The organism is Micromonospora sp. NPDC049101, assembly GCF_040648675.1.
Lineage (GTDB): Bacteria > Actinomycetota > Actinomycetes > Mycobacteriales > Micromonosporaceae > Micromonospora.
In genome coordinates this window covers 115,308-135,329 of record NZ_JBEZED010000005.1, presented here as the reverse complement: position 1 = coordinate 135,329, position 20,022 = coordinate 115,308, and the positions used below count along the sequence as shown (strand labels likewise).

Sequence of the window (20,022 nt, the reverse complement as noted above, 5' to 3'; positions counted from 1 at the left end):
GGTTTGGCGCGCCGCGGCCGGGGCCTGGGCGGGCGGGGTTAGGGGCGGGGTAGGCGCATGGCCATCGTTGGGGCCTCGGCCATCACCGAGGTGGGGGTGAACGGGGCGCCGGTCGGCAACTCCTCGGCCCGACCGATCTGCACTCCGGGGTACAGCTCCACCATGTCGTTCTCGCCGAGCACCCGGGACTGCTGCGGGGCCAGCGGGATGCGGTCCGACTCGTTCATCGAACCGGCCGGTCGGATGCCGGAGCCGTTGGTGCTCACGTCGGTCACGATGACCTCGCCGACCCGCAGCTCGAAGCGGACGTGACCGCGGCTGATCCACCGCCGGGCCTCGTCGTTGAGCCACTGGCCGAGCATGATCCCGCCGTCCTGCTCGGGTGCCCGGCCGGCCACGATCGGCTGCTCCTCACTGAGCACGAACCGCCGCCGGACCAGGCCGCCGACGCGCACCGCGAGCACCTCACTGCGCGGCCGGGGCCCGCCGTCGCCGAGGCGTACACCGTGGCGGGGGCAGGTCGGCACACCGTTGCGCAGCGCGGGCGGCGGCTGCGCGGCGGGGCTGCGGTCAGCACCCCCGGCCAGGTCGGCGAACGCGCCACCCCCACCACCGCCACCGAACAGCGCGCAACCCGACTCCGGGCAGCGCCACTGCCGGGCCAGCAGCTTCGCACCGGTCGGCGAGCGCTTGCCGGCGACCGGGGCGTGCCCGCCGCCGACGTGCGCGATGAACACCGGCCCACCGGCGCCCGGCACCGGGGCGACCACCCGACCGGGCTGCTCGACCAGCCACGGGAACCGCCCGCGCAGCCCGTCGAAGCGGACCCGGCTGAGCACCGGCAACCCGAGCAGGTCGGCCACCTCCAACATCCGGTCGCCCGGATTGTCGAGCACCTCGACCAGCCCGTCGTCGGCCCAGCGGCGCACCACCATCCGCTCGTTGGACGTGAGGTCGGCGTCGGAGAGCAACGCCCGGTGCACGATCGCGTAGACCTGGACGCTGTCCTCCTCCAACTCGCGGGAGAGCGCGTCGATGACCATGCCGAGCCGGAGCAGGCTGGCCGGCCGGCCACCGTCGATGTCCTGGTAGCGGATCACCTCGGCCAGGTCGACCACGGCTCTGGCCAGCGACGGGTCCGTGCAGACCCGTCCCTCGATGGCGTCCAGCACCTTGCTGATCTCGAATCTCATGCCGCGCTCCGGACGATGTCGTCGATCCGCCGAGCCAGCTCGACGTCCAGGTGGGTGACCCCACCGGCCGAGTGCGTGACGCAGCGGAAGGTCAGGGTCCGCCATCGGATGTCGATGTCGGGATGGTGGTCAAGCTCCTCGGCCACCGCCGCCACCCGGTCCACCACCGCGATGGCGGCCGGGAAACTGCCGAGCTGAGCCGTACGACCGATGCCGGTCGGGTCGCCCGACCAGTCGGGCAACCGGCCCAGCTCTTCTCGCACCGCGTCCGCGGTGAGCAGGTCTGCCATGAGCAGACCCTACCGGTGACACGGCCGACTAGCCGGACGCGCCACCGTGCCACCGACACCACCCAGGCCAGCCAACCGTCTCGATCAACCTGCCCAGACGCGAGGGTGGGGCGGCATCATCAGATGCCGCCCCATCGATCAGTCCTCGCAACAGCCGCGCAGCGGCCGTGCCGTTCAGCCGCCCAGCGGCCGTGCCGTTCAGCCGCGCAGCGGCCGGCCCACCTCGTGCAGGTGACCGAGCGCCTGCCGGTACGACTCGATCAGCCCGGTCTCGGCGTACGGGATGCCCTGCTCGACACAGTAGGCACGCACGATCGGCTGGGCCCGGCGCAGGTTGGCCCGGGGCATGTTCGGGAAGAGGTGGTGCTCGATCTGGTAGTTGAGCCCGCCCAGCGTGGTGTCCACCAGTCGGCTGCCGCGCACGTTGCGGGAGGTCAGCACCTGCTTACGCAGGAAGTCCAGCTCGTCCTCGGCGGTCGGCATCGGCATGCCCTTGTGGTTCGGCGCGAACGCGCAGCCCATGTAGAGGCCCCAGAGCGCCTGGTGCACGACGGCGAAGAGCAGCGCCTTGACCGGCGACATGACCGCCAACAGCAGCGCCACGTAGCCGACGGTGTGCGCGACGAGCAGCGCGGCCTCGACCGCCCGGTGCCGCATCGGGACGGTGTACTTGCCGTCCTCCCGGCCGACGATCGCCCGGATGCTCGCCACGTGCAGGTTCAGACCCTCCAGCAGGAGCATCGGGAAGAAGAAGTACGCCTGCCGCTGAGCCATCCAACGGCCGAACCCCCGCGTCTCCAGCGCCTGCTCGGGCGTCCACACCAGGGCACCCGCGCCGACGTCCGGGTCCTCGTCCTCGTGGTTCGGGTTGGCGTGGTGCCGGTTGTGCTTGTCGACCCACCAGCCGTAGCTGATCCCCACCGCCACGTTGCCGGCGAACAGCCCCACCAGCTCGCTGGCGCCACGGCGTCGGAACATCTGCCGGTGACCGGCGTCGTGCCCGAGGAACGCGACCTGGGTGGTGGCCACCGCCATCACCGCCGCGAGCGGCAGCTGCCACCAGGAGTCGCCGAGCAGGAACACGCCGATCCAGCCGGCCACGAAGGCGCCGAGGGTGAGCGTGATGCGGGTGACGTACCAGCCCGGGCGCCGCTCGAGCAGGCCCGCCTGGCTGATCCGTCGGGACAACTGTGCGTAGTCACTGCCTCGCCGTCGTACCGGCGGTTCCGCCACCGCTCCGAGCGCCATTACTGCTCCCGATCCGCTTGTGCCCAAACCGGGGTGGTTCGGGCCTACTGTCAGTCTCCGGTCAACGGGAGCGTTGAATAACCCTGGCAACCCCCGAATCGGGGGTAGGGCGGGCACTACCCCCGATCGTGTTGCGGCTCAGCCCAGCCGGGCCACCGTGGCCCGCAACCGGGCCAGGTCACGCCGCCGCCGCTCGTAGGTCGCGGCGAGCCCGACCAGCGCCAGCCCGCCCGCCCCGAGGTAGATCCACCGGGGCAGCAGGTCCCAACCGCGGGCCACCTCGTGCAGCGCCAACAGCGCCAGCACCCCACCGCCGAGCAGCACCGGCGCCTGCCATCGGCGGGTCGCGCCGGCCAGCACCGCGCCCAGGGCCGCCGCGCCGAGGAGCAGTCGCCGCCACGGCTGCGGGTCCGACCCGGCCAGCACCGACACGAGGCTCGGCAGCAGCGCCGCGACCAGCCCCGGGCCGAGGGCCGGCCAGCTGGTCAGCCCGGGGCGGGTGCGCAGCGCCAGCAGGCCCGCGCCGAGGGCGAGCGCCGAGGCCGGCAGGGTGTACGCCTCCAGCACCGTCACGCCGCCGGCGGCCAGCAGGACCCATGCTCCGAGCAACTCGCTGCCGGCGGCGATGCCGGCGAACGCCCACCGCCGGCCGGCCGGCTCACCCCGGCGCAGCAGCCGCAGCGCGACGGCAGCTCCCCAGAGCACGCAGACGGTAGCGAGGTGCCGCGCCACCTCGACCGCCAGCACGGCCGCCACCAGCGCCACCGCCTGCGCGGCGGCGTCCAGTACCCGCCCGACCCGGTCTCGCGGCGAGGCCACCGCGGCGACGGCCAGCACCAGGGCGGCCACCGCCAACAGCGGGTACGCCGCCGCCCGCAGTGGCTGCCCACCGGCGAGCGGGGCGGTCACCGCCAGCGCGGACGCCGCGCCCACCCCGGCCAGGTAACCCGCCACCCGCACCTCGACCACGCGCGCCCCGACGGCGACGACAACCGCCGCCACCAGCAGCACTCCCTCCGCGGCGAGCGTCCCCGCCCGGGTGGCCAGCAGCCCCGCCACACCGGAGGTGGTCAGCACCGCACCCACCGGCACGGCGATCGGTGCGAACGCCGGGCGCACCGCCAGAGCGGCGAACAGCAGCGCGGCCAACCCGGTGAGCAGGACAACCGCCGGCAACACCGGCCACGGCGTGCCGATCGCGACGAGCAGCACCGGCAGGGCCGCCGCGACAAACGGCAGCGCGGGCAGGGCCGCCGCGACGGACGGCAGCGCGGGCAGCCCTCGGGCGCGAACCCCCCGACCGGCCAACACGACGGCCAGCGCCAGCACGGCCAGCGCCAACCCGCGCGCAAGCGCCATCGGGTCGGCGACGAGCGTGGGCACCCCCGACCACACCCGCACCGAGCCGTACGGCGACACGAGCGCGCCCCACACCGTCGGCAGGGCCGCCAGGACCGCGATCGCCGCCAGCAGGCCCCCCGCCGCCAGCAGCACGGCCCGCCGGGCCGGTTCCTGGTCGCCGGCCGCCGGCCGCTCCCACCGGGCGACGAGCGCGACGCCGAGCGCCGCCAGTGCGGCGTACAGCGGGAGGGGTTCGTTGCCCGCCACGACCAGCGGCGTGAGTCCGGGCACGGTCACCGCGACCACGGCGCCGACCACCGCGTACCCGGTCAGCTCGATCCGGTGGCGACGCGCCGCGAGCACCGCGACCAGCGGCAGCCCGGCGGCGGCCAGCGCGAGCCGCGCCTGCCACCAGGGTGGCGCACCCGCGGCGAACAGCGCCACCGCGACGACCCCGGGCAGCGCGAGCTGCGCGACCAGCAGCCCCACGCCGGCCACCGGACGGTACGGCCCGGCACCCCGTCGTACGGCCAGGGCCAGCCCGACCCCGACGATGCAGCCGAGCGCCACCAGGGCACCGGTCGGGGCGGCCAAGGCGACCAGCAGCCCGTGCCCGAGCAGGACAACACCACCGAGCGCGCGGGTGAGCAGCGCGGCGGGTCGGGTCGCCGGACGCGCCAGCACGGCGCCCAGCAGCCCGACCCCGCCGACCAGGTCGACGGCCACCACCGCCGGCCAGGGGGCCGCCCAGCCGGCGGGCAGGGCGAGCAGCACCGCCACCGCGCCGGCCGTGGCGAGCACCGCCCGCACCTTCCGGGGCAGCAGCACCGTCGCGCCGAGCGCCAACGCCACGGCGGGTGCCAACTGCCAGCCCCAGTCCAGGTCCGGTCCCGCCCCGGCCCCACGCCACGGCGGCTGCGAGCGGCCCACGGCGGCGACCGCGAGCACGGCGGTGATCAGGGCGGCCACCTGGGCCGTTGCGGCCGCGACCAGCAGCGCACCGGCACGCGGGCCGGTACGCCAACCGCCGGCACCGCGCACCCCCGACCCGACCTCGGCGGAACGCTTTGCCCCGGCCGACTCCCGCACCGGCAGCTCCGCCCCGGCCGGGCCCGGCAGCAGCCGCACCGCCCCGGCCAGCACGAGTGCGACAGTCGCCGCCGCGACCAGCAGCAGGGACGGCCGCAGCTCGGCCACCGGTCGCAGCAGGGCGGCGGCGAGCACCGGCACCAGCAACCCGCCCGCCACCGCCCGCAACGCCCGTCCGCCGACCAACCGGGCCGCACCGAACCCGGTCAGCGCGACCAGCAACAGCGGCACCCCGGCCAGCAACGGCGAACCCGCCGCCCGCCCGGCCAGCAGCGGCACCAGGGCACAACTGGCGGCACCCACCAGGCCGGCGACGTGACCGACCGCCGCCACCACCCGGCCGACGAGCGGTGCCACGCCCGCCCGGCCACGCAGCGCCACCAGCACGGCCAGGTCCAGCAGCGCCACGGCGAGCAGGACCAGCGCCCATCCGGCCGCGTCCGGCTCGGCCCCGACGGCGAGCAGCGGCACCACCGGCTGGGCGGTCACCAGCGCGGCGAACCAGGGCCCGGTCAACCCGCTCCACCGGCCGTACGCCACGGCGACCGCCGCGCTGGCCCCCCCGACCAGCGCGGCGTACCGGCTGCCCGGCCAGCCGGCCACCCCGGCCAGGTCCACCGACCAGGCCGCGTAACCGTCCAGCACCACCAGCAGCAACCCGACCGCGGCGAACGTCTCCGCCGTGCCGCGCAACCCCCGACGGACCACCAGCGGCGGTACGCCCAGCAGAAGCGCGGTGACCGCGGCCAGGATCGACGCCCGCCCGGCGACACCCACCGCCGCCCAGGCAACGGCGGTGAACACCACCGCGGCCGTGCCCAGCAACAGTCCACCGAGGACGAAGAGCACACCCTGGACGGTCCGGGTGGAGGTCTCCGCCGCACCCGGTGCCGAATCCGCCGTGCCGGCCGGCCCAGCGGACGCCGCCGGCCCAGCGGACGCCGCCGGCCCAGCGGACGCCGCCGGCCCGACGGGGGACGCCGGGCGCGTCACCACGGAGGCAGCCAACCCGGCGCGGACGACAGCCGCCAGCTCGGCCCGCCGCCGTGACGTGGCCGACAGGCGCCCGGCCAACTCGGTGTACGCGCGGCGGGCCCGCTCCACCTCCGGCTCCAACTGGGCGACCTCCCGGCCCAGCCGCACCACCTCGGCGGCGATCGGATCGGGCGCACGCCGGCAGCCGGTGCAGCCGGTGCTCAGATCGGCCGGGGCACCACAGGCCGGGCAGGGATAGCGGGTGTCATCCACCCGGTCATCATCCGAAGCGGGCCAGGGCTCGGCCCAGAGTCCGCGTACTCAGGGCCGGGTGTGCTCGAATACCCAGGTGGCGTACGCGGGGTCACCACTGTCCACCCTGGACACCAGGATCTCCGGCACCTCGTACGGATGGCTGACCCGGATCTGGTCCACCAACGCGGCCAGCCGATCAGGTGCGGTCTTGAACTGCACCGACCACTCGGAGCTGGTCTCCACCCCCGACCGCCACCAGTAGGTGCTGTCCACCTGACCACCCACCTGTGCACAGGCGGCGAGCCGGCCCGCAACGGCCGCGGCCGCCAGCACGTCGGCAACCGAACGCGCGTCCACCACAGTCGTCACCACGCAGATCTGATCCACGCCCGCACCCTACGCGGCATTGTCCCGATGAGACGCGATCCACGTGTCGATCTGGGCCCACCAGTCGAACAGCCAGTCGATGCGTTGCTGCCGGCCGGTCGGCACGTCCTCCGGCGGCACCGACCAGAACCGCATCACGATCCGCTTGTCCATCGGCAACTCCCGCCACACGTCGGCGACGGTGAGCATCCGGTCCAGGCCGGTGTGGGCGACGAAGATGACCCCCGCGTCCGGGGCGGCGTCCAGTGCGGCGAGCATCCCGCCGGGCTGCGGGGCGAGCACGTGGCGCATCCGCTCGGCGCGCAGGGCCATCCGTTCCAGCCCGAGGGAACGCAGCCGGGCAATGGCGCGCAGCCGCCGCTTGGGGGTGAAGTTGCCGCCCTCGGGAAAGATGACGAACGCGTCGTTGTCGTCCAGGCCCGTGGCCAGGTGCCCGACCTGGCGTACCGTCTCCTCGCCGCGCTCCGGCGTCGGCGCGATGAAACGGTTGGGCAGCCGGTTGAGCAGCACGTCGATCGCCGGGTCCCACTGGAGGCTGTCCTTGAGGACGATCCGTGGCTCCCGCTTGAACCAGTTGACCAGGCCGTGGATCAGGATGAACGAGTCGCCCGGCCCGGCGTGCCGGCAGAGCACCAGCTCGGGCCGGCCGGGCAGCGCCGTGTCCGGATCGGTGCCGACCACGTCGATGCTCAACCGCAGGGTCCACCGCGCCTGCCAGAACAGCACCCGCAGGAACCAGCCCGCCAGCACGTAGTGGGCACGCTGGAAGGCCGGGGACCGGACCCGCCAGCCGAAGCCGGAGACGACCCAGAGCACGAAGAGCGCGAGCAGCGCGGCGGCGTTCCAGACCAGGTAGACGCAGCCGATCCAGAGCAGCCGCAACGGGCGCAACCGACCCGGGACCAGCGGCGACGCGGCTGCGGCGAGGAGCGCCCAGACCGGCAACGTGGTAACTACGACGAAGGCAAGCACCACCACGGCGGGAGCGATCAGCAACCGGCGAAGCCACCTGGGAGGCAGCGGCATCACCGCTCCAGGTGGGTGGCGAGGTAACGCCGGGAGGCGGTGTACGCCCGGCTGATCCGCCGACCCACCGCCGCCATGTCCCGGTACGCCCACGGGGTGTCGTCTCGTGGGTTTAGCCCCCCGGTGGGCAGGACGTGCACCTCCACCCCCTCGGGCAGCGCGGCCATCTCGCGGAAGAAACGGTGCCGACGGGAGATCTCGAACGCGACCTGCGCGATCTCCCACGGCCGCCGGGGCGGCGTCAGCTCCCGTTCGATCCGACCCACCTGCAGGACGTAGATCCGGCGGGCGCCGACGGCCACCGCCTCGCCGATCGGGATGGAGTTGACGATGCCGCCGTCCACGTAGTGCGCGCCGTTGATCTCCATGGGTGGGAGCAGGCCCGGTACCGAGGCCGACGCCATCACCGCCGGCACCACCGGACCAGTGTCGAACCAGTGCTCGGCGGCCCGCTCGATGTGCGCGGCGCAGCAGCGGAACGGCACCCGCAGATCGGCGAAGGTGGTGTCCACCCCCAACTCGGTCTCCAGCAGGCGGCGCAGCGGCCGAGGCGAGTGCAGGTGGGTGCGGGCGGCGAAGCGGCGCAACTGCCGGGCGACCGAGTCGCCGTACACCTCGCTCGCCTCCGGCGAGGCCCAGAGCCGAACCAGCCGGTCGGTCACCGCCTCCGACGGGTCGGCGGCGACAAGCGCGCCGTTCACCGCGCCGATCGAGGTGCCGAGCACCATGTCGGGCTGGATGCCGGCGCGGAACAGCGCGCGCAGCATGCCCACCTCGACCGCGCCCAGCACTCCCCCGCCGCCGAGCACGAACGCCACCGGTCCCCCCGCCATGTCTCTCATCCTGGCACGGACCCGCAGCCGACCGGCCAGCCGCCGTCGTTGGACGGTCGGCGCACGCCAGGCACCGTCCGTCGACCGGAGGCGGCAACGGCGTTGACAGGCAGGACGCATTCGCGCAACCTGATACCGCTCCCACCCCTGAGGCAGGTGCGATCGGTGAAGGCAGCACTGCATGCGGGCCGATTGCTGGCCCGCAGATACCGGCTTCTCGACCAGATCGGCGCCGGCGGCATGTCCGTGATCTGGCGTGCCCGCGACGAGGTGCTGGACCGGGTCGTCGCGCTCAAGGTGCTCGCCCCCTCGTTGGCCGCCGACGCCCGCTTCCGGGACATGGTGCGCGAGGAGGCCCGAGCCGCCGCCCAGTTGGTGCACCCCCACGTCACCTCGGTGCACGACTACGGCGAGACGGTCGCCCCGGACGGCTCGATCACCTCGTTCGTGGTGATGGAGCTGCTCAGCGGCGAGGAGTTGGAGCTGCGACTCACCGAGGGGCCGTTGCCGTGGGCCGAGGCGGTCCAGGTGGCCGCCCAGGTCGCGGACGCGCTGGCCGCCGCGCACCGACTCGGCATCGTGCACCGGGACATCACCCCGGCCAACGTGATGATGACCGGGTCGGGGGTCAAGGTGCTCGACTTCGGCATCGCCACCCGGATCGGCACACCCGACGACGACGAGGACGGCGGCACCTTCGGAACGCCGGCGTACGTCGCACCGGAACGACTCGACGGCGCGCCGGCACAGCCGTCCACCGACGTGTACTCGCTCGGCGTCCTGCTGCACGAGGCCCTCACCGGCCGGGTCCCCTATCCGGCGGAGACCTGGGAGCAGCTCAGCGCCGCGCTGGCCAACGGTCCGGCGCCGACGCTCGCCGAGTTGCCGGAGCTGCCCCCGGCGGTGGCCCGGATCTGCCTGCGTAGCCTCGCCCGCAACCCGGCCGACCGGCCGACCGCCCGTCAGGTCGCCACCGTGCTACGCGACCAGTTGGCGCCGGCCGACCCGTCACCCACGACCGTTCGGATGCCCACCCAGCCCCTGCCACCGCAGCCAGTCACCGTCCCGCCGGCCGAAGGGACCCCGAACGCATGGGCCCCAGGCGGAGCGACCCCGAACGGATGGGCGCCAGACGGAGCGACCCCGAACGGATGGTCCCCGGGCGGCGCGACCCCAGGCGGAGGGACGACGGGCGGAGGGACCCCGAGCGGAGGGACCCCGGGCGGAGGGACCCCGGGCGGAGGGACCCCGGGCGGGTCGAGATGGTCGCGACGGCGGCTGGCGCTGCTGCTCGTGCCCGTGGTCCTGGCGGTCGCGGCGGCGCTGATCGGGGTGGCCCTGCTGCCCGACCAGCAGCCCACGCGGCGAGCGCAGCCCTCGGCCGGCCCGGTGACGACTCCGGCGCCCACCCCGGCGACCACCGCGCCGTCCGCGCCGACGACGGCACCGCCAGCGGGGCCGCGGACCACGTCACCCACCTCGGGTCCGGGCACCCTCGTCCAGGCCGCCAACCGGGTCGACGAGCTGATCTCCGCGGGGCTGAGCGCCGGGGAGATCCGCGACGACGTTGGCCTCGACCTGCGCAACGAACTCCGCAACCTGACCGCCCGGGTCAGCTCCGGCCGCGACGAGTTGGCACCACCGGTGGCCCGGCTGCGCCAGAAGGTCGCGGTCCGCCTCGGCGAGGGTGGCATCAGTCCGGCGTACGCGAGCCAACTCGACGCCGCCATCGCCGAGCTGGGTATGGTCCGGGTCTGACCAGGCGACGGTGTCGCGGCGGACCGGTCAGCGGGCCGAGACCCGGGCCGACTCGCGCACGTCGTGCCCGCCGGTGGCGAAGCGTCGGTAGATCTCCGCGTAGCCGTCCGCCATCCGCTCGACCGAGAAGTTCCGGGCCACGTGCGCCGCGCAGTCGGCCGGGTCGAGCCGCTGGGCCGCGCGCAGGGCCGCGGGTAGCTCCTCCGGGCTCGCACAGACCAGCCCGGTCACCCCGGGCTGGACCAGCTCCGGCACCGCGCCCCGGTTGAGCGCGACCACAGGTGTCCCGGTCGCCATCGCCTCCAGCATCACCATGCCGAACGGCTCGTCCCACTGGATCGGCATGATCAGGCAACGGGCGTCGACGAGCATCCGCAGCGTCTCGGCGCGGTCGGCGTTGAGCACGACTGTCACGTTCTCGTCGACAAGCGGCTCGACGACCTGCTCGTAGTACCGGCGCTCGGCCGGCTCGTTGCACTTGCCGGCGAGCAACAGGGGCAACCCGGCCTCCCGGCACGCCTGGATGGCGATGTCCGGACCCTTGTCCGGGCTGAACCGGGCCAGCCACAGCACCGGCCCGCGGCCGGGCTCGGTCTTGCGCGGCAGGCCGTGGGCGTCCAGCGCGTTGTGCACCGTGCCAGCCCACGGCAGACCGGGGTTCAGCAGGCGCTGGGCGTGTGAGATCGCCACCAGGGCCACACCGGCGTCGATGTCGCTGAGCACGTCGCCGTACTCCCCCACGGGGTTGCCGTGCACTGTCGCAACCGTCGGTACGGCCCGGCGACCGGCGAGCAGCGGGCCGATCGTGGTGTGGTCGTGGATCACATCGAAGTCGGCCGCCGTGATCAGCCGGTTCGCCCGGGCCAGGTGGGCCAGCTCGGGCAGTGACTCGCCGAGCCGCTCGTACTGGACCTCGGGCACCGTCGAGACGAAGCCGTCGGCGGCGGTGCCGTGGTGACTGCCGGCGCCGAACAGGGTCACCGCGTGCCCGTGCCTGCTCAACTCGTCCACAAGTGCGGCGACGACCTGTTCCAGGCCGCCGTAACCGGGCGGCGGCACGGACAACCAGGGCGGAACCACCATCGCGACACGCAGAGACCGCTCCGGAGGGCGGCCCGCAGGCGGATGGTTCACGGCCACGAGTCCTCCCCGTTGCTCCCCGTGCGGCGTCACCCGCCGGCCGGCGGGTGAGGTCGGCGGCGGGTTCCCGGTGGCGTCCGGGGTAAACCGGACAAGCGGACGCTCACCCGCCGACCAGGAGTTGGTCGTGCACCACCCGCACGCCCGGCGCGCACCAGGCGACCCGCTCGACCTGGTCGCGTTCCCACCAGGACCGGACCACCCCGGCGAGGACCAGCGCGTCGCCGTCCACCTCGACGGTCACCCGATCGGCACCGATCGTGCGGGCCAACGCCCGCTGGACGTCCCGACGCAGGCGTTCGGCGACCGGTGGGGCCGCCGGTCGTACCTCGATCAGGTTGGTGATCCCCCGGACGCCGACGAGCCGGCGCACCTCGCCCTCGGCGGCGCGGCGCTGCCAGCCGAACTCGACAGCACCGCGCAGCATCAACCAGCCGTTGGCGACTGTGACGTCCAGGCGTTCGGCCGGCACGGAGCTGTCCCACTCCAGCGCCCGGGAGGCGGCGATGGCGATCTCGGCGTCGGTCCGCCCCGGCGTGCCGGGCAGCCGCACCTCGATCGTGTCGGCCACCGCCCGTACGCCGCGAACCCGCTGCGCGCACCGGGTCGCGGCCCAGGCGCGGGCGGCGCCGTCCACGAAGCCGGTCAGGGTGACCACCCCCTGGTCGACGCTCACGCCGATCTCGTTCGGCCGCAGCCGGGGGTCCCAGGCCAGCTCCGCGAGGACGTCGCGTTGGATCCGCTGGTCGTCGCGGACACCCACCACCTCGGTCATGGCACCCACCCCCGGTCTCGGTTGCGCACACTCCGCACCGAAACCTGCCGGGTGAACGGGTGACGGCGGTTCACCCGATCCGGGTGAACCGCCGTCCGGGCGGAAAAAGCGGCGGGTGACGGAGCCGACCCCCTCGGCCCCGCCACCCGCCGCCGGAGGGAGGAAGCAGGTGTGGATATCTGTTAGGACGTCTCGGCGAGCGTCACGGTTGCCGACTTCTCGGCGCCGTTTCGCTTGTACTGCACCTCGACCCGGTCGCCGACCTTGCCGGCCTGCACCGCGCCCACCAGGTCGTCCGAGTCGTTGACCGGCTTGTCACCGAACTTGGTGACGACGTCGCCCTGCTGGAGGCCGGCCTTCTCGGCCGGGCTGCCCGGGGTGACCGACGCGACGAGCGCGCCGCCGCCCTCGGCCTGGTTGACGCCCACCCCGAGGGAGGGGTGGCTGACCTTCTCGCGGCGCTGAAGCTTGCCCGCGACGTCCTTGGCCTTGTTGCTGGGGATGGCGAACCCGACGCCGATGTTGCCGGTGCTCTGCCCGGAGGTGGCGATGGCGGTGTTGACGCCGATCACCTCACCCCGGGTGTTGACGAGCGCACCGCCGGAGTTGCCCGGGTTGATCGGCGCGTCGGTCTGGAGCAGACCGGAGATCGAGCTGACCGGCTGGCTCTGCTGGCTCGGGTCCTGCTGCTGGCCGTCGCCGGCCCGGATGGTGCGGTCCCGGGCGCTGAGGATGCCCGAGGTCACCGAACCCTGCAGGCCGAGCGGGCTGCCCAGGGCGAGCACCTGGTCGCCGACCTGCATGGCGTCGCTGTCGCCGAACTTGGCCGGCTTGAGGTCGGTGACCCCGTCGGCCTTGACCACGGCCAGGTCGGTCTTCGGGTCGGTGCCAATGATCTTCGCCGGCGCCTTCGTGCCGTCGGCGAAGACCACCTGGACGGTGTCACCGCCGGCGGAGGCGACCACGTGGTTGTTGGTCAGCACGTAGCCGTCGTTGGTGAGCACCACCCCGGAGCCCTCGCCGCTGCCGGTGGTGATGGAGACGACGCTGTCCTGCACGGACGCGGCGATCTTCGGCAGGTCGGCGCTGTTGAGCACCGGTGCCGCCGTGTAGGTGCGGGTGGTGCCGCCGCTGTCACCGTCGAGGGCGAGGGCGAGGGCACCGCCGGCGACGCCGGAGCCGAGCATCAGCGCGAACACCGCGACGCCGGCGCCGGCGAACTTGGCGATCCGGCCCGGCCGGGGGCCGCTGCCGGGCGGCGCGACCTGCGGGCCCCACGGCGGAATCGGCTGACCGGGCTGCTGCGGGTGCTGGCCGGGGTGCTGAGCGTGCTGACCGGGGTGCTGCGGGTGCTGGCCGGGATGCTGAGCGTGTTGCTGGTGCGGCGGGTACGCCATGCCCGGCTGCCCCCCGCCGGCCCAGCCGGACTGCTGGCCCGGGTACCAGGGAGCGCCGGGGTACCGGCCGGCATTCGGCTGCGGGTAGCCGGGCTGACCTGGTGCCGGGTAGCCGGAGACCGGGTACGGCGGCGCGGAGGGCGTGGCGGCCGGCGGCTCGTACCCGGTGGGCTGCGCGGCGGGCGTGGCGGCCGGCGACTCGTACCCGGTCGCCGGCGGCGTGCTGGCCGGCTGCCCGGCGTAGGCGGCGGGCGCGGCTTCGGTGCCGTCGACGGCCGGCGTGGCGGCGGTGGTCTCCGTGTCACGGCTGCTCGCCGGGTCACCGGTGGCCTGCGCGTCACGGGTGGTCGCCGCGTCACCGGTGGCCTGCGCGTCACCGGTGGTCGAGACGAACGACATGGGAGTGGTCGGGGAGTCGGACTGCGCGCGCTCGTCGCGCGGCAGCTCGGCGGTGGGGTGCGACGGCTCGGCGTCGGTGGGGGCCGGCCGGCGCTGCGGGTCGGACTCGTACTCGGTCATGCCTCTACCTTCTCCCTGGGCACTGCAATCAACCTGGAACCGTCCTGGAAGTTGGCTGAAAGTCACTCGCCCGCTTCCTCTGCCTGTGGCAGCAGCGGCAGCCGGACCCGGAAGGTGGCTCCACCACCGGGCGTCTCGGCCACCTCGACCGAGCCGTGGTGCGCGGCGACAAGCGCCGCCACGATGGCCAGGCCAAGGCCCGTGCCGGTGTTGCCGTCGGCGCGCCGCGTACGCGCCGCGTCGGCCCGGTAGAACCGCTCGAAGACCCGTTCGGCCTGCTCCGGCGAGAGGCCGGGGCCGGTGTCGGCCACCTCCACGACGGCGCGGCTCCCCGGCTCGGCCCGCAACCGCACGCGGATTTCGGCGTCCGGCGGGGTGTGGGTCAGCGCGTTGGTGACCAGGTTGCCGATCACCTGACGCAACCGCGCGTCGTCAGCGGAGACGACGAGCGGACCCGACCCGGGCTCGATCTCCAACTCGATCCGACGATCCGGGGCCATCACCCGAGCGGCCTGCACCGCGTCGGAGGCGAGCACCGGCAACTCCACCGGAGTCAGCGAGAGCGGCCGTTCCCGGTCCAGCCGGGCCAGCAGCAGCAGGTCCTCGACGAGCAGCCCCATCCGGGACGCCTCGTCCTCGATGCGGCGCAGCAGGCCGGCGGTCTGCTCCGGCTCCCGGGCCGCGCCCTGCCGGTACAGCTCGGCGAAGCCGCGGATGGTGGTCAGCGGGGTCCGCAGCTCGTGCGAGGCGTCCGCGACGAACTGCCGCATCCGCTCCTCCGAGCGGATTGCCCGCGCCTCGGACGCCTGGGCGGCGTAGGCGGCGTCCCGGGCGGCGCTCTCCGCCGAGCGGGCGGACATCTCCGAGGCGGCCCTGGCGGTGAACGCGGCCTCGATCTGGGTGAGCATCGCGTTCAGCGCACGGGAGAGCCGGCCGAGCTCCGAGGTCGGATGCCCCTGCCCCTGCTCCGGGTCGGGCACCCGCTGGGTGAGGTCGCCACCGGCGATGGCGGCGGCGGTTCGTTCGATCTCCACAAGCGGTTTGAGGCTGGTCCGGACGATCGCCGCGCCCACCGAGGCCAGCATGATCAGCACCGCCCCACCGACCAGCAGGTCGATCCAGACCAGCCGCTTGACGGCCAGGTCGACGTCGGTGAGGTGCTGACCGATGGCCGCGAGCTCGCCGGTGGGTAGCTCGGTGTAGAGCATCCGCCAGCGCACCTTGCTGTCCCGCGCCCGGACGGTGAAGGGTTCGCCCTCCAGCTTCTCGAAGCCGGCGGCGTCCGTCGGCCAGGGTGGCAGGTCGGCCGTGGCGAAACGCTTGTCGTCGTAGACGGTGACCCGGACGCCAGTCGGGTCGGCGACCACTACCAGGTAGTCGGTCGGAACGCCCACCCGCCCCTGCTGCGCGGCCGCGATCTCGACGGTGCGCGCCGAGCCACTCAACTCGGTGTCGACCTGGGTGACCAGGTAGCTGCGCAGGAAGACAGTGGTCAGCGAACTGATCACCAGCAGCGCGGCGGCGACCAGCAACAGCACCGCGGTCACCAGCTTGACCCGCAGCGGTACGCCCCGCAGCCGTCCCTTCGCCTGCTGGACCGTGTTCACGCCGCCGGCTTGCGCAGCACGTACCCGACGCCACGCAGCGTGTGGATCAACCGGGGCTGGGTGGTGTCGACCTTGCGCCGCAGGTAGGAGATGTAGGACTCGACGATGTTGTCGTCACCACGGAAGTCGTAGTTCCAGACGTGGTCGAGGATCTGCGCCTTGGACAGCACCCGGTTGGCGTTGAGCATCAGGTAGCGCAGGAGCTTGAACTCGGTCGGCGAGAGCTGCACGCGCTGGCCGGCCCGGTGCACCTCGTGGGTCTCCTCGTCCAACTCCAGGTCGGCGAAGGTGAGCCGGGACGGGGCCTGCCCACCGGTCGTGGTGCGACGCAGCACGGCCCGGATCCGGGCGGTCAACTCCTCCAGGCTGAACGGCTTGGTGACGTAGTCGTCGCCACCCAGGGTCAACCCACGGATCTTGTCGTCGGTGGCGTCCCGAGCGGTCAGGAAGACCACCGGGGTACGCGTGCCGCCCTCGCGCAGCATGCGGATGACCTCGAAGCCGTCCAGGTCCGGCAGCATGACGTCGAGCACCACCAGGTCGGGCCGGTGGTCCTTGGCGGCGTGGAGCGCCGCGCTCCCACTCGTCGCGGTGGCCACGTCGAAGCCCGCGAACCGCAGGCTCGCGGAGAGCAGTTCGAGGATGTTGGGGTCGTCCTCGACGACGAGGAGTCGCGCCTCGGTCTGGGTAGCGGGCATGCGCCCATCATCGGTGACCTCACTGCGCCTGCGCTGGACACTTCCTGGAAAAACCCTGTGAGTCGCGACCGTGCGGCGATCGTGCTCAGCGCAGGAGGCGGCGCAGGCCGTCCAGGGCGCCGTCGAGCAGCCGGATCGCGGTGCGCAGCTGGGTGTCGGTGAACTGCCGGGCGCGCATCAGTCGGCCCACCTCGGCACTGAACGCGGTGAGCCGCTGGTCGAGCTCGTCGAGCAGCTCGGCTCGTGGTCCGGCGGTCGACGCCGGCCGGGGCGGCGGTGCCGGTGTGTCCCACCGGGTGCGCCGGGTCTGCCGGGTGGCCTCGCTCAGCTCCCGCTTGAGGTCGCGAGCCGAGCCGCGTACCTCGCTGCGGATCTCGCCGGCCAGGCTGGAGAGGTCGGCCACCGAGGCCGCGATGTCCGCTTCGAGCGCGGCCAACTCACCGGCCCGCTGGCGCAGCTCCGCACGACCGGCGTCGGTGATGTCGTACGTCTTGCGGCCACCGGCAGCGGTGTGGCTGACCAGCCCCTCGACCTCGAGCCGTTGCAGGCGGGGGTAGATGGTGCCGGCGCTGGGCGCGTAGAGCCCGAGGAAACGGTCCTCCAGCAGGCGAATCAGCTCGTAGCCGTGCTTGGGGCCGTCGTCGAGCAACTTGAGCAGGTAGAGCCGGAGCCGCCCGTGGCTGAACACGGCGGTCACGGCAGCTCCTCCCCGTCGTGGTCGACAGCTCGGGCGAGCAGGGCGATGCTCCCCGAGGTCGTGGAAGCCCAGAGCTTACCGTCGCCGGCGCCGAGCACACCCGCGCCGCTGGACGGCGGGAACGGCGAGGTGCGTACCTGCGGAAAGCCGCTGGTGATCCGCCCGGCGGCGGTCTGCAGTTCGACGGCGAGGTCGCTGTCCTCGCGGACCCGGACGGTGATGCTGCCCGTGACGGTGGTCAGCCGGATCTCGCTGCGCCGGGGATTGTCCAGGTCACAGGTGATGGCGCCGGAGACGGTCTGCGCCCGCACCCGGTCGGCGGCGCTGTCGGCGATGATCACCTCGCCGGAGACCGTCTCCAGGGTGAGGTCACCGCGGACGCCGAGCGCCTCCACCGGGCCGGAGGTGATGTGCGCGCTGGTGGTGCCCCGTAGACCCATGAGGGTGATCTGGCCGGCGGTGACCTGGACCGTGGTCTGCTGGCGCAGGCCGGAGGCGACAAGCGAGCCCGCGACCAGGCCAAGGTCGGCGAGGGTGTCGGCAGGGACGGCGACGGAGACGTCCACCTTCGGATAGCGGTGGATCATGCGGAACCACCGCAGGACGTCCGACCAGTTCCGGCCGCGTTCCTGGCGGATGCTGAGCCGTCCGTTGGAGTGCTCGATCAGGACCGGCCGACGGCCGACCTGGGTGACGTCGACCCGGGCGGGGCCGTCGGCGGCGACCACGTTGAGCCGTCCGCTCACCAGGCGGACGTCCAGGCGGGTGACCGGCCCGTCCAGGGTGAGCCGCCGCGGGCTCTCGACAGTCCATCCGGCCATGGCGCGTCCTCCCTCTCGGCGGCGCGCCGACGCGCGCCCGACGAGCAGACAGTAACGCGATACATCGCGACAGCACAAGACAGGTCGCGAGTTGGTGGCATCCGGCCGACGGCCGGGTATGCCTCCGCGAGCGTGATGCCTGTGAGTCATCTTGATGACTCACAGGCATCAGCCGGTACCGGGCCCACCCGCCGCCAGCCTGTTCGAGGTTGGCCGGGTTCAGGTCGGAGTGAATAAGCGCGCCGCCGACACTCCCCCTCAGGCCGCCAGGTCCAGCCCGCCACCGACGAGCGGCGTCGCCGTGGGCGCAGCGACGGCCGGGGTCGCCGTGGGCAGTGGACGCAGCCGGGCCCGCGGCACCACGGCCGCCGCAGGCAACAGGTGTACGGCCGACTCGGCGGCTCGGGCCAGCAACCGCCGGTCGGCGGCACGGGCCGGGTGCAGAGCTGCGGTGATCGTCACCGACACCACAAGTTCCCGCACCGCGACCACCCGGGCCACCGATCGCAGCAGCGTGTCCGCACCGAGGAAGGCGGCGGCCGTGGTGGTCGTACCGGTGGCCGCGCAGCGGTAGGCGAGCCGCAGCGGCACCACCGGGCTGCCCGTGTCGATGGCCGCCTGGAACGTCGCGGGCCGGAAACCGCCGCCGGGGCGGCAGTCGGCGGCACCCTCACCGGCACACCAGGTCGTACCCTCCGGAAAGACCGCCACCGACCGGCCGGCGCGCAACGTGTCGGCGACCCGGCCGACCATGCTCGGCAGCGCCCGCGGCCGGGAGCGGTCCACGAAGACGGTCCCCGCCGCCGCGGCCAGGAGGCCGACCACCGGCCAGGAACGGATCTCCCGCTTCGCGACCATCCGGGTGGGCGCTACCGCCAACATCGCGATGACGTCCAGCCACGAGACGTGGTTGGCGACCAGCAGCGCCCGTCGTCGGGGCAGCCGGCCCCGGATCACCAGCCGGACGCCGAAGGCACCCGCGGTGGCCCGGGCCCAACCGCGTACCGCCGCCTGCCGTTCCTGGGTCGGCAGCACGGGCAGCAGCACCACCAGGCCGACACCGGCCAGCAGCATGCCGGTCACGGCGACCAGCCGGAGCACCCGACGGGCCACCGGCACCGTGGGCACCTCGCCGTCCGTCGGCAGACAGCCGTCGCCGCAACCCGACGAGGGCCGCCACAGGTCGTGCGGTACGGCGGTCACCGCTCTGCCCCACCGAGGAAGTGCCGCAGGTAACGCGGATTCATCCGGTCCAGGCAGAAGAGCACGTAGAAGTCCGCGCACCCGAAGTCGGGGTCGTACGACGGCTCGCCGCAGATCCACGCGCCGAGCCGGAGGTAGCCACGCAGCAGCGGCGGTACCGCGACGCGCCCGGCCGGATCGGCGGAGGCGGCGGCCGGGTTGGCGAACCAGGGTCGCAGCGGTCGGACCCGCAGCGGCGGCGGTGACAGGTGCCGGGCCTGTGCCTGGGCCCACACGCCGGCGACCGTCCGTCCGCCGTCGTCCACCGGCACCGAGGCGCAGCCGCCGAGCCACCGGGAGCCCCGCAGGTGCAGGTACCGGGTGATGCCGGCCCACATCAGGTTGATCACCGCGCCGGAGCGGTGGTCCGGGTGCACACAGGACCGACCCGCCTCGACGAGGTCGTCACGGAGCGGATCGAGCGCACCGAGGTCGAACTCGTCCTCGGCGTACCGCCGGTCGGTGCGCCCCGGCGGCAGCAGCCGGTACGTGCCGACCACCTCGCCGGTGCTGTCCTCGCGGACGATCAGGTGGTCGCAGTACGCGTCGAAGGGGTCCACGTCCAGCCCGGCCGCGCCGGGGAGGAGGGTGGCGCCGAGTTCGGTGGCGAACACCTCGTGGCGCAGGCGTTGCGCGGCCGCGACCTGGGTGGGGTCGTCGGCGATCAGCAGGGTGTATCCGCTGGTCGTCAAGGGTGCGCCAGCGGCATGCAGAACGGCCATGGGATCTGT

Annotated in this window: 17 protein-coding genes; 1 reads left to right on the top strand and 16 read right to left on the bottom strand. The window is 73.8% G+C overall.

Annotation, left to right across the window (positions count from 1 at the left end; all coding sequences use genetic code 11):
* Nucleotides 1-38: 38 nt before the first annotated feature.
* The 7 genes from AB0B57_RS08495 to AB0B57_RS08465 all read right to left on the bottom strand — a co-directional run bounded on the left by AB0B57_RS08495 (nt 39) and on the right by AB0B57_RS08465 (nt 8,637).
* Nucleotides 39-1,193 (bottom strand): FHA domain-containing protein, encoded by a 1,155-nt coding sequence (locus tag AB0B57_RS08495; RefSeq protein WP_357066764.1) that lies wholly within the window; start codon nt 1,191-1,193, stop codon nt 39-41.
* Nucleotides 1,190-1,483: a 4a-hydroxytetrahydrobiopterin dehydratase gene (locus AB0B57_RS08490; RefSeq protein WP_357066762.1), complete on the bottom strand. Its 294-nt coding sequence runs from the start codon at nt 1,481-1,483 to the stop codon at nt 1,190-1,192. The genes AB0B57_RS08495 and AB0B57_RS08490 overlap by 4 nt, the downstream gene beginning before the upstream one ends.
* 198 nt (nt 1,484-1,681) lie before the next feature.
* On the bottom strand, nt 1,682-2,731 hold the full coding sequence (locus AB0B57_RS08485) for an acyl-CoA desaturase (protein ID WP_357066760.1): 1,050 nt from the start codon (nt 2,729-2,731) through the stop codon (nt 1,682-1,684).
* Nucleotides 2,732-2,869: 138 nt separating this feature from the next.
* The gene (locus AB0B57_RS08480; RefSeq protein WP_357066758.1) at nt 2,870-6,409 is read right to left on the bottom strand and encodes a hypothetical protein; all 3,540 of its coding nucleotides are present in this window, start codon (nt 6,407-6,409) and stop codon (nt 2,870-2,872) included.
* A 48-nt stretch (nt 6,410-6,457) separates the two neighbouring features.
* Nucleotides 6,458-6,778 (bottom strand): divalent-cation tolerance protein CutA, encoded by a 321-nt coding sequence (cutA, locus tag AB0B57_RS08475; RefSeq protein WP_357066756.1) that lies wholly within the window; start codon nt 6,776-6,778, stop codon nt 6,458-6,460.
* Between the two features lie 9 nt (nt 6,779-6,787).
* Nucleotides 6,788-7,804 carry a 1-acyl-sn-glycerol-3-phosphate acyltransferase gene (locus AB0B57_RS08470; protein ID WP_357066754.1) on the bottom strand — a complete coding sequence of 339 codons (1,017 nt, stop codon included), beginning with the start codon at nt 7,802-7,804 and terminating at the stop codon, nt 6,788-6,790.
* Nucleotides 7,804-8,637, bottom strand: coding sequence for a patatin-like phospholipase family protein (locus AB0B57_RS08465; protein WP_357066752.1), 834 nt, complete (start codon nt 8,635-8,637; stop codon nt 7,804-7,806). Before AB0B57_RS08465 ends, AB0B57_RS08470 begins: the two co-directional genes overlap by 1 nt.
* Before the next feature lie 165 nt (nt 8,638-8,802).
* Here AB0B57_RS08465 and AB0B57_RS08460 point away from each other — a divergent pair, with 165 nt between their 5' ends.
* A complete protein-coding gene (locus tag AB0B57_RS08460) occupies nt 8,803-10,395 on the top strand; it encodes a serine/threonine-protein kinase (protein WP_357066750.1) in 1,593 nt (530 codons plus the stop codon).
* Between the two features lie 27 nt (nt 10,396-10,422).
* Here AB0B57_RS08460 and AB0B57_RS08455 read toward each other — a convergent pair whose 3' ends face one another.
* The 9 genes from AB0B57_RS08455 to AB0B57_RS08415 all read right to left on the bottom strand — a co-directional run bounded on the left by AB0B57_RS08455 (nt 10,423) and on the right by AB0B57_RS08415 (nt 20,013).
* Nucleotides 10,423-11,478: a glycosyltransferase family 4 protein gene (locus tag AB0B57_RS08455; RefSeq protein ID WP_357066748.1), complete on the bottom strand. Its 1,056-nt coding sequence runs from the start codon at nt 11,476-11,478 to the stop codon at nt 10,423-10,425.
* Between the two features lie 160 nt (nt 11,479-11,638).
* Entirely contained in the window at nt 11,639-12,310 is a 672-nt protein-coding gene (locus AB0B57_RS08450) for a BON domain-containing protein (RefSeq protein ID WP_357066745.1), read from the bottom strand.
* 182 nt (nt 12,311-12,492) lie between these two features.
* Complete coding sequence (locus tag AB0B57_RS08445; protein WP_357066743.1) at nt 12,493-14,226, bottom strand: trypsin-like peptidase domain-containing protein; 1,734 nt, start codon at nt 14,224-14,226, stop codon at nt 12,493-12,495.
* A gap of 62 nt (nt 14,227-14,288) precedes the next feature.
* Nucleotides 14,289-15,833 carry a HAMP domain-containing sensor histidine kinase gene (locus tag AB0B57_RS08440; RefSeq protein WP_357066741.1) on the bottom strand — a complete coding sequence of 515 codons (1,545 nt, stop codon included), beginning with the start codon at nt 15,831-15,833 and terminating at the stop codon, nt 14,289-14,291.
* Entirely contained in the window at nt 15,830-16,531 is a 702-nt protein-coding gene (locus tag AB0B57_RS08435; protein ID WP_357066739.1) for a response regulator transcription factor, read from the bottom strand. The genes AB0B57_RS08440 and AB0B57_RS08435 overlap by 4 nt, the downstream gene beginning before the upstream one ends.
* A gap of 85 nt (nt 16,532-16,616) precedes the next feature.
* Nucleotides 16,617-17,228, bottom strand: a complete 612-nt coding sequence (locus AB0B57_RS08430) for a PadR family transcriptional regulator (RefSeq protein WP_357066737.1) — start codon at nt 17,226-17,228, stop codon at nt 16,617-16,619.
* Complete coding sequence (locus AB0B57_RS08425; RefSeq protein WP_357066735.1) at nt 17,225-18,049, bottom strand: DUF4097 family beta strand repeat-containing protein; 825 nt, start codon at nt 18,047-18,049, stop codon at nt 17,225-17,227. Before AB0B57_RS08425 ends, AB0B57_RS08430 begins: the two co-directional genes overlap by 4 nt.
* A 258-nt stretch (nt 18,050-18,307) precedes the next feature.
* The gene (locus AB0B57_RS08420) at nt 18,308-19,252 is read right to left on the bottom strand and encodes a lysophospholipid acyltransferase family protein (protein ID WP_357066733.1); all 945 of its coding nucleotides are present in this window, start codon (nt 19,250-19,252) and stop codon (nt 18,308-18,310) included.
* The gene (locus AB0B57_RS08415) at nt 19,249-20,013 is read right to left on the bottom strand and encodes a GNAT family N-acyltransferase (RefSeq protein ID WP_357066731.1); all 765 of its coding nucleotides are present in this window, start codon (nt 20,011-20,013) and stop codon (nt 19,249-19,251) included. Before AB0B57_RS08415 ends, AB0B57_RS08420 begins: the two co-directional genes overlap by 4 nt.
* Nucleotides 20,014-20,022: the final 9 nt, after the last annotated feature.

What these genes read in the sequence shown, in the direction of transcription:
- AB0B57_RS08425 (WP_357066735.1), bottom strand. Translation starts at nt 18,049, where the DNA reads ATGGCCGGATGGACTGTCGAGAGCCCGCGGCGGCTCACCCTGGACGGG.
- AB0B57_RS08435 (WP_357066739.1), bottom strand. Translation starts at nt 16,531, where the DNA reads ATGCCCGCTACCCAGACCGAGGCGCGACTCCTCGTCGTCGAGGACGAC.
- AB0B57_RS08495 (WP_357066764.1), bottom strand. Translation starts at nt 1,193, where the DNA reads ATGAGATTCGAGATCAGCAAGGTGCTGGACGCCATCGAGGGACGGGTC.
- AB0B57_RS08445 (WP_357066743.1), bottom strand. Translation starts at nt 14,226, where the DNA reads ATGACCGAGTACGAGTCCGACCCGCAGCGCCGGCCGGCCCCCACCGAC.
- AB0B57_RS08450 (WP_357066745.1), bottom strand. Translation starts at nt 12,310, where the DNA reads ATGACCGAGGTGGTGGGTGTCCGCGACGACCAGCGGATCCAACGCGAC.
- AB0B57_RS08470 (WP_357066754.1), bottom strand. Translation starts at nt 7,804, where the DNA reads ATGCCGCTGCCTCCCAGGTGGCTTCGCCGGTTGCTGATCGCTCCCGCC.
- AB0B57_RS08485 (WP_357066760.1), bottom strand. Translation starts at nt 2,731, where the DNA reads ATGGCGCTCGGAGCGGTGGCGGAACCGCCGGTACGACGGCGAGGCAGT.
- AB0B57_RS08455 (WP_357066748.1), bottom strand. Translation starts at nt 11,478, where the DNA reads ATGGTGGTTCCGCCCTGGTTGTCCGTGCCGCCGCCCGGTTACGGCGGC.
- AB0B57_RS08415 (WP_357066731.1), bottom strand. Translation starts at nt 20,013, where the DNA reads ATGGCCGTTCTGCATGCCGCTGGCGCACCCTTGACGACCAGCGGATAC.
- AB0B57_RS08465 (WP_357066752.1), bottom strand. Translation starts at nt 8,637, where the DNA reads ATGGCGGGGGGACCGGTGGCGTTCGTGCTCGGCGGCGGGGGAGTGCTG.
- AB0B57_RS08490 (WP_357066762.1), bottom strand. Translation starts at nt 1,483, where the DNA reads ATGGCAGACCTGCTCACCGCGGACGCGGTGCGAGAAGAGCTGGGCCGG.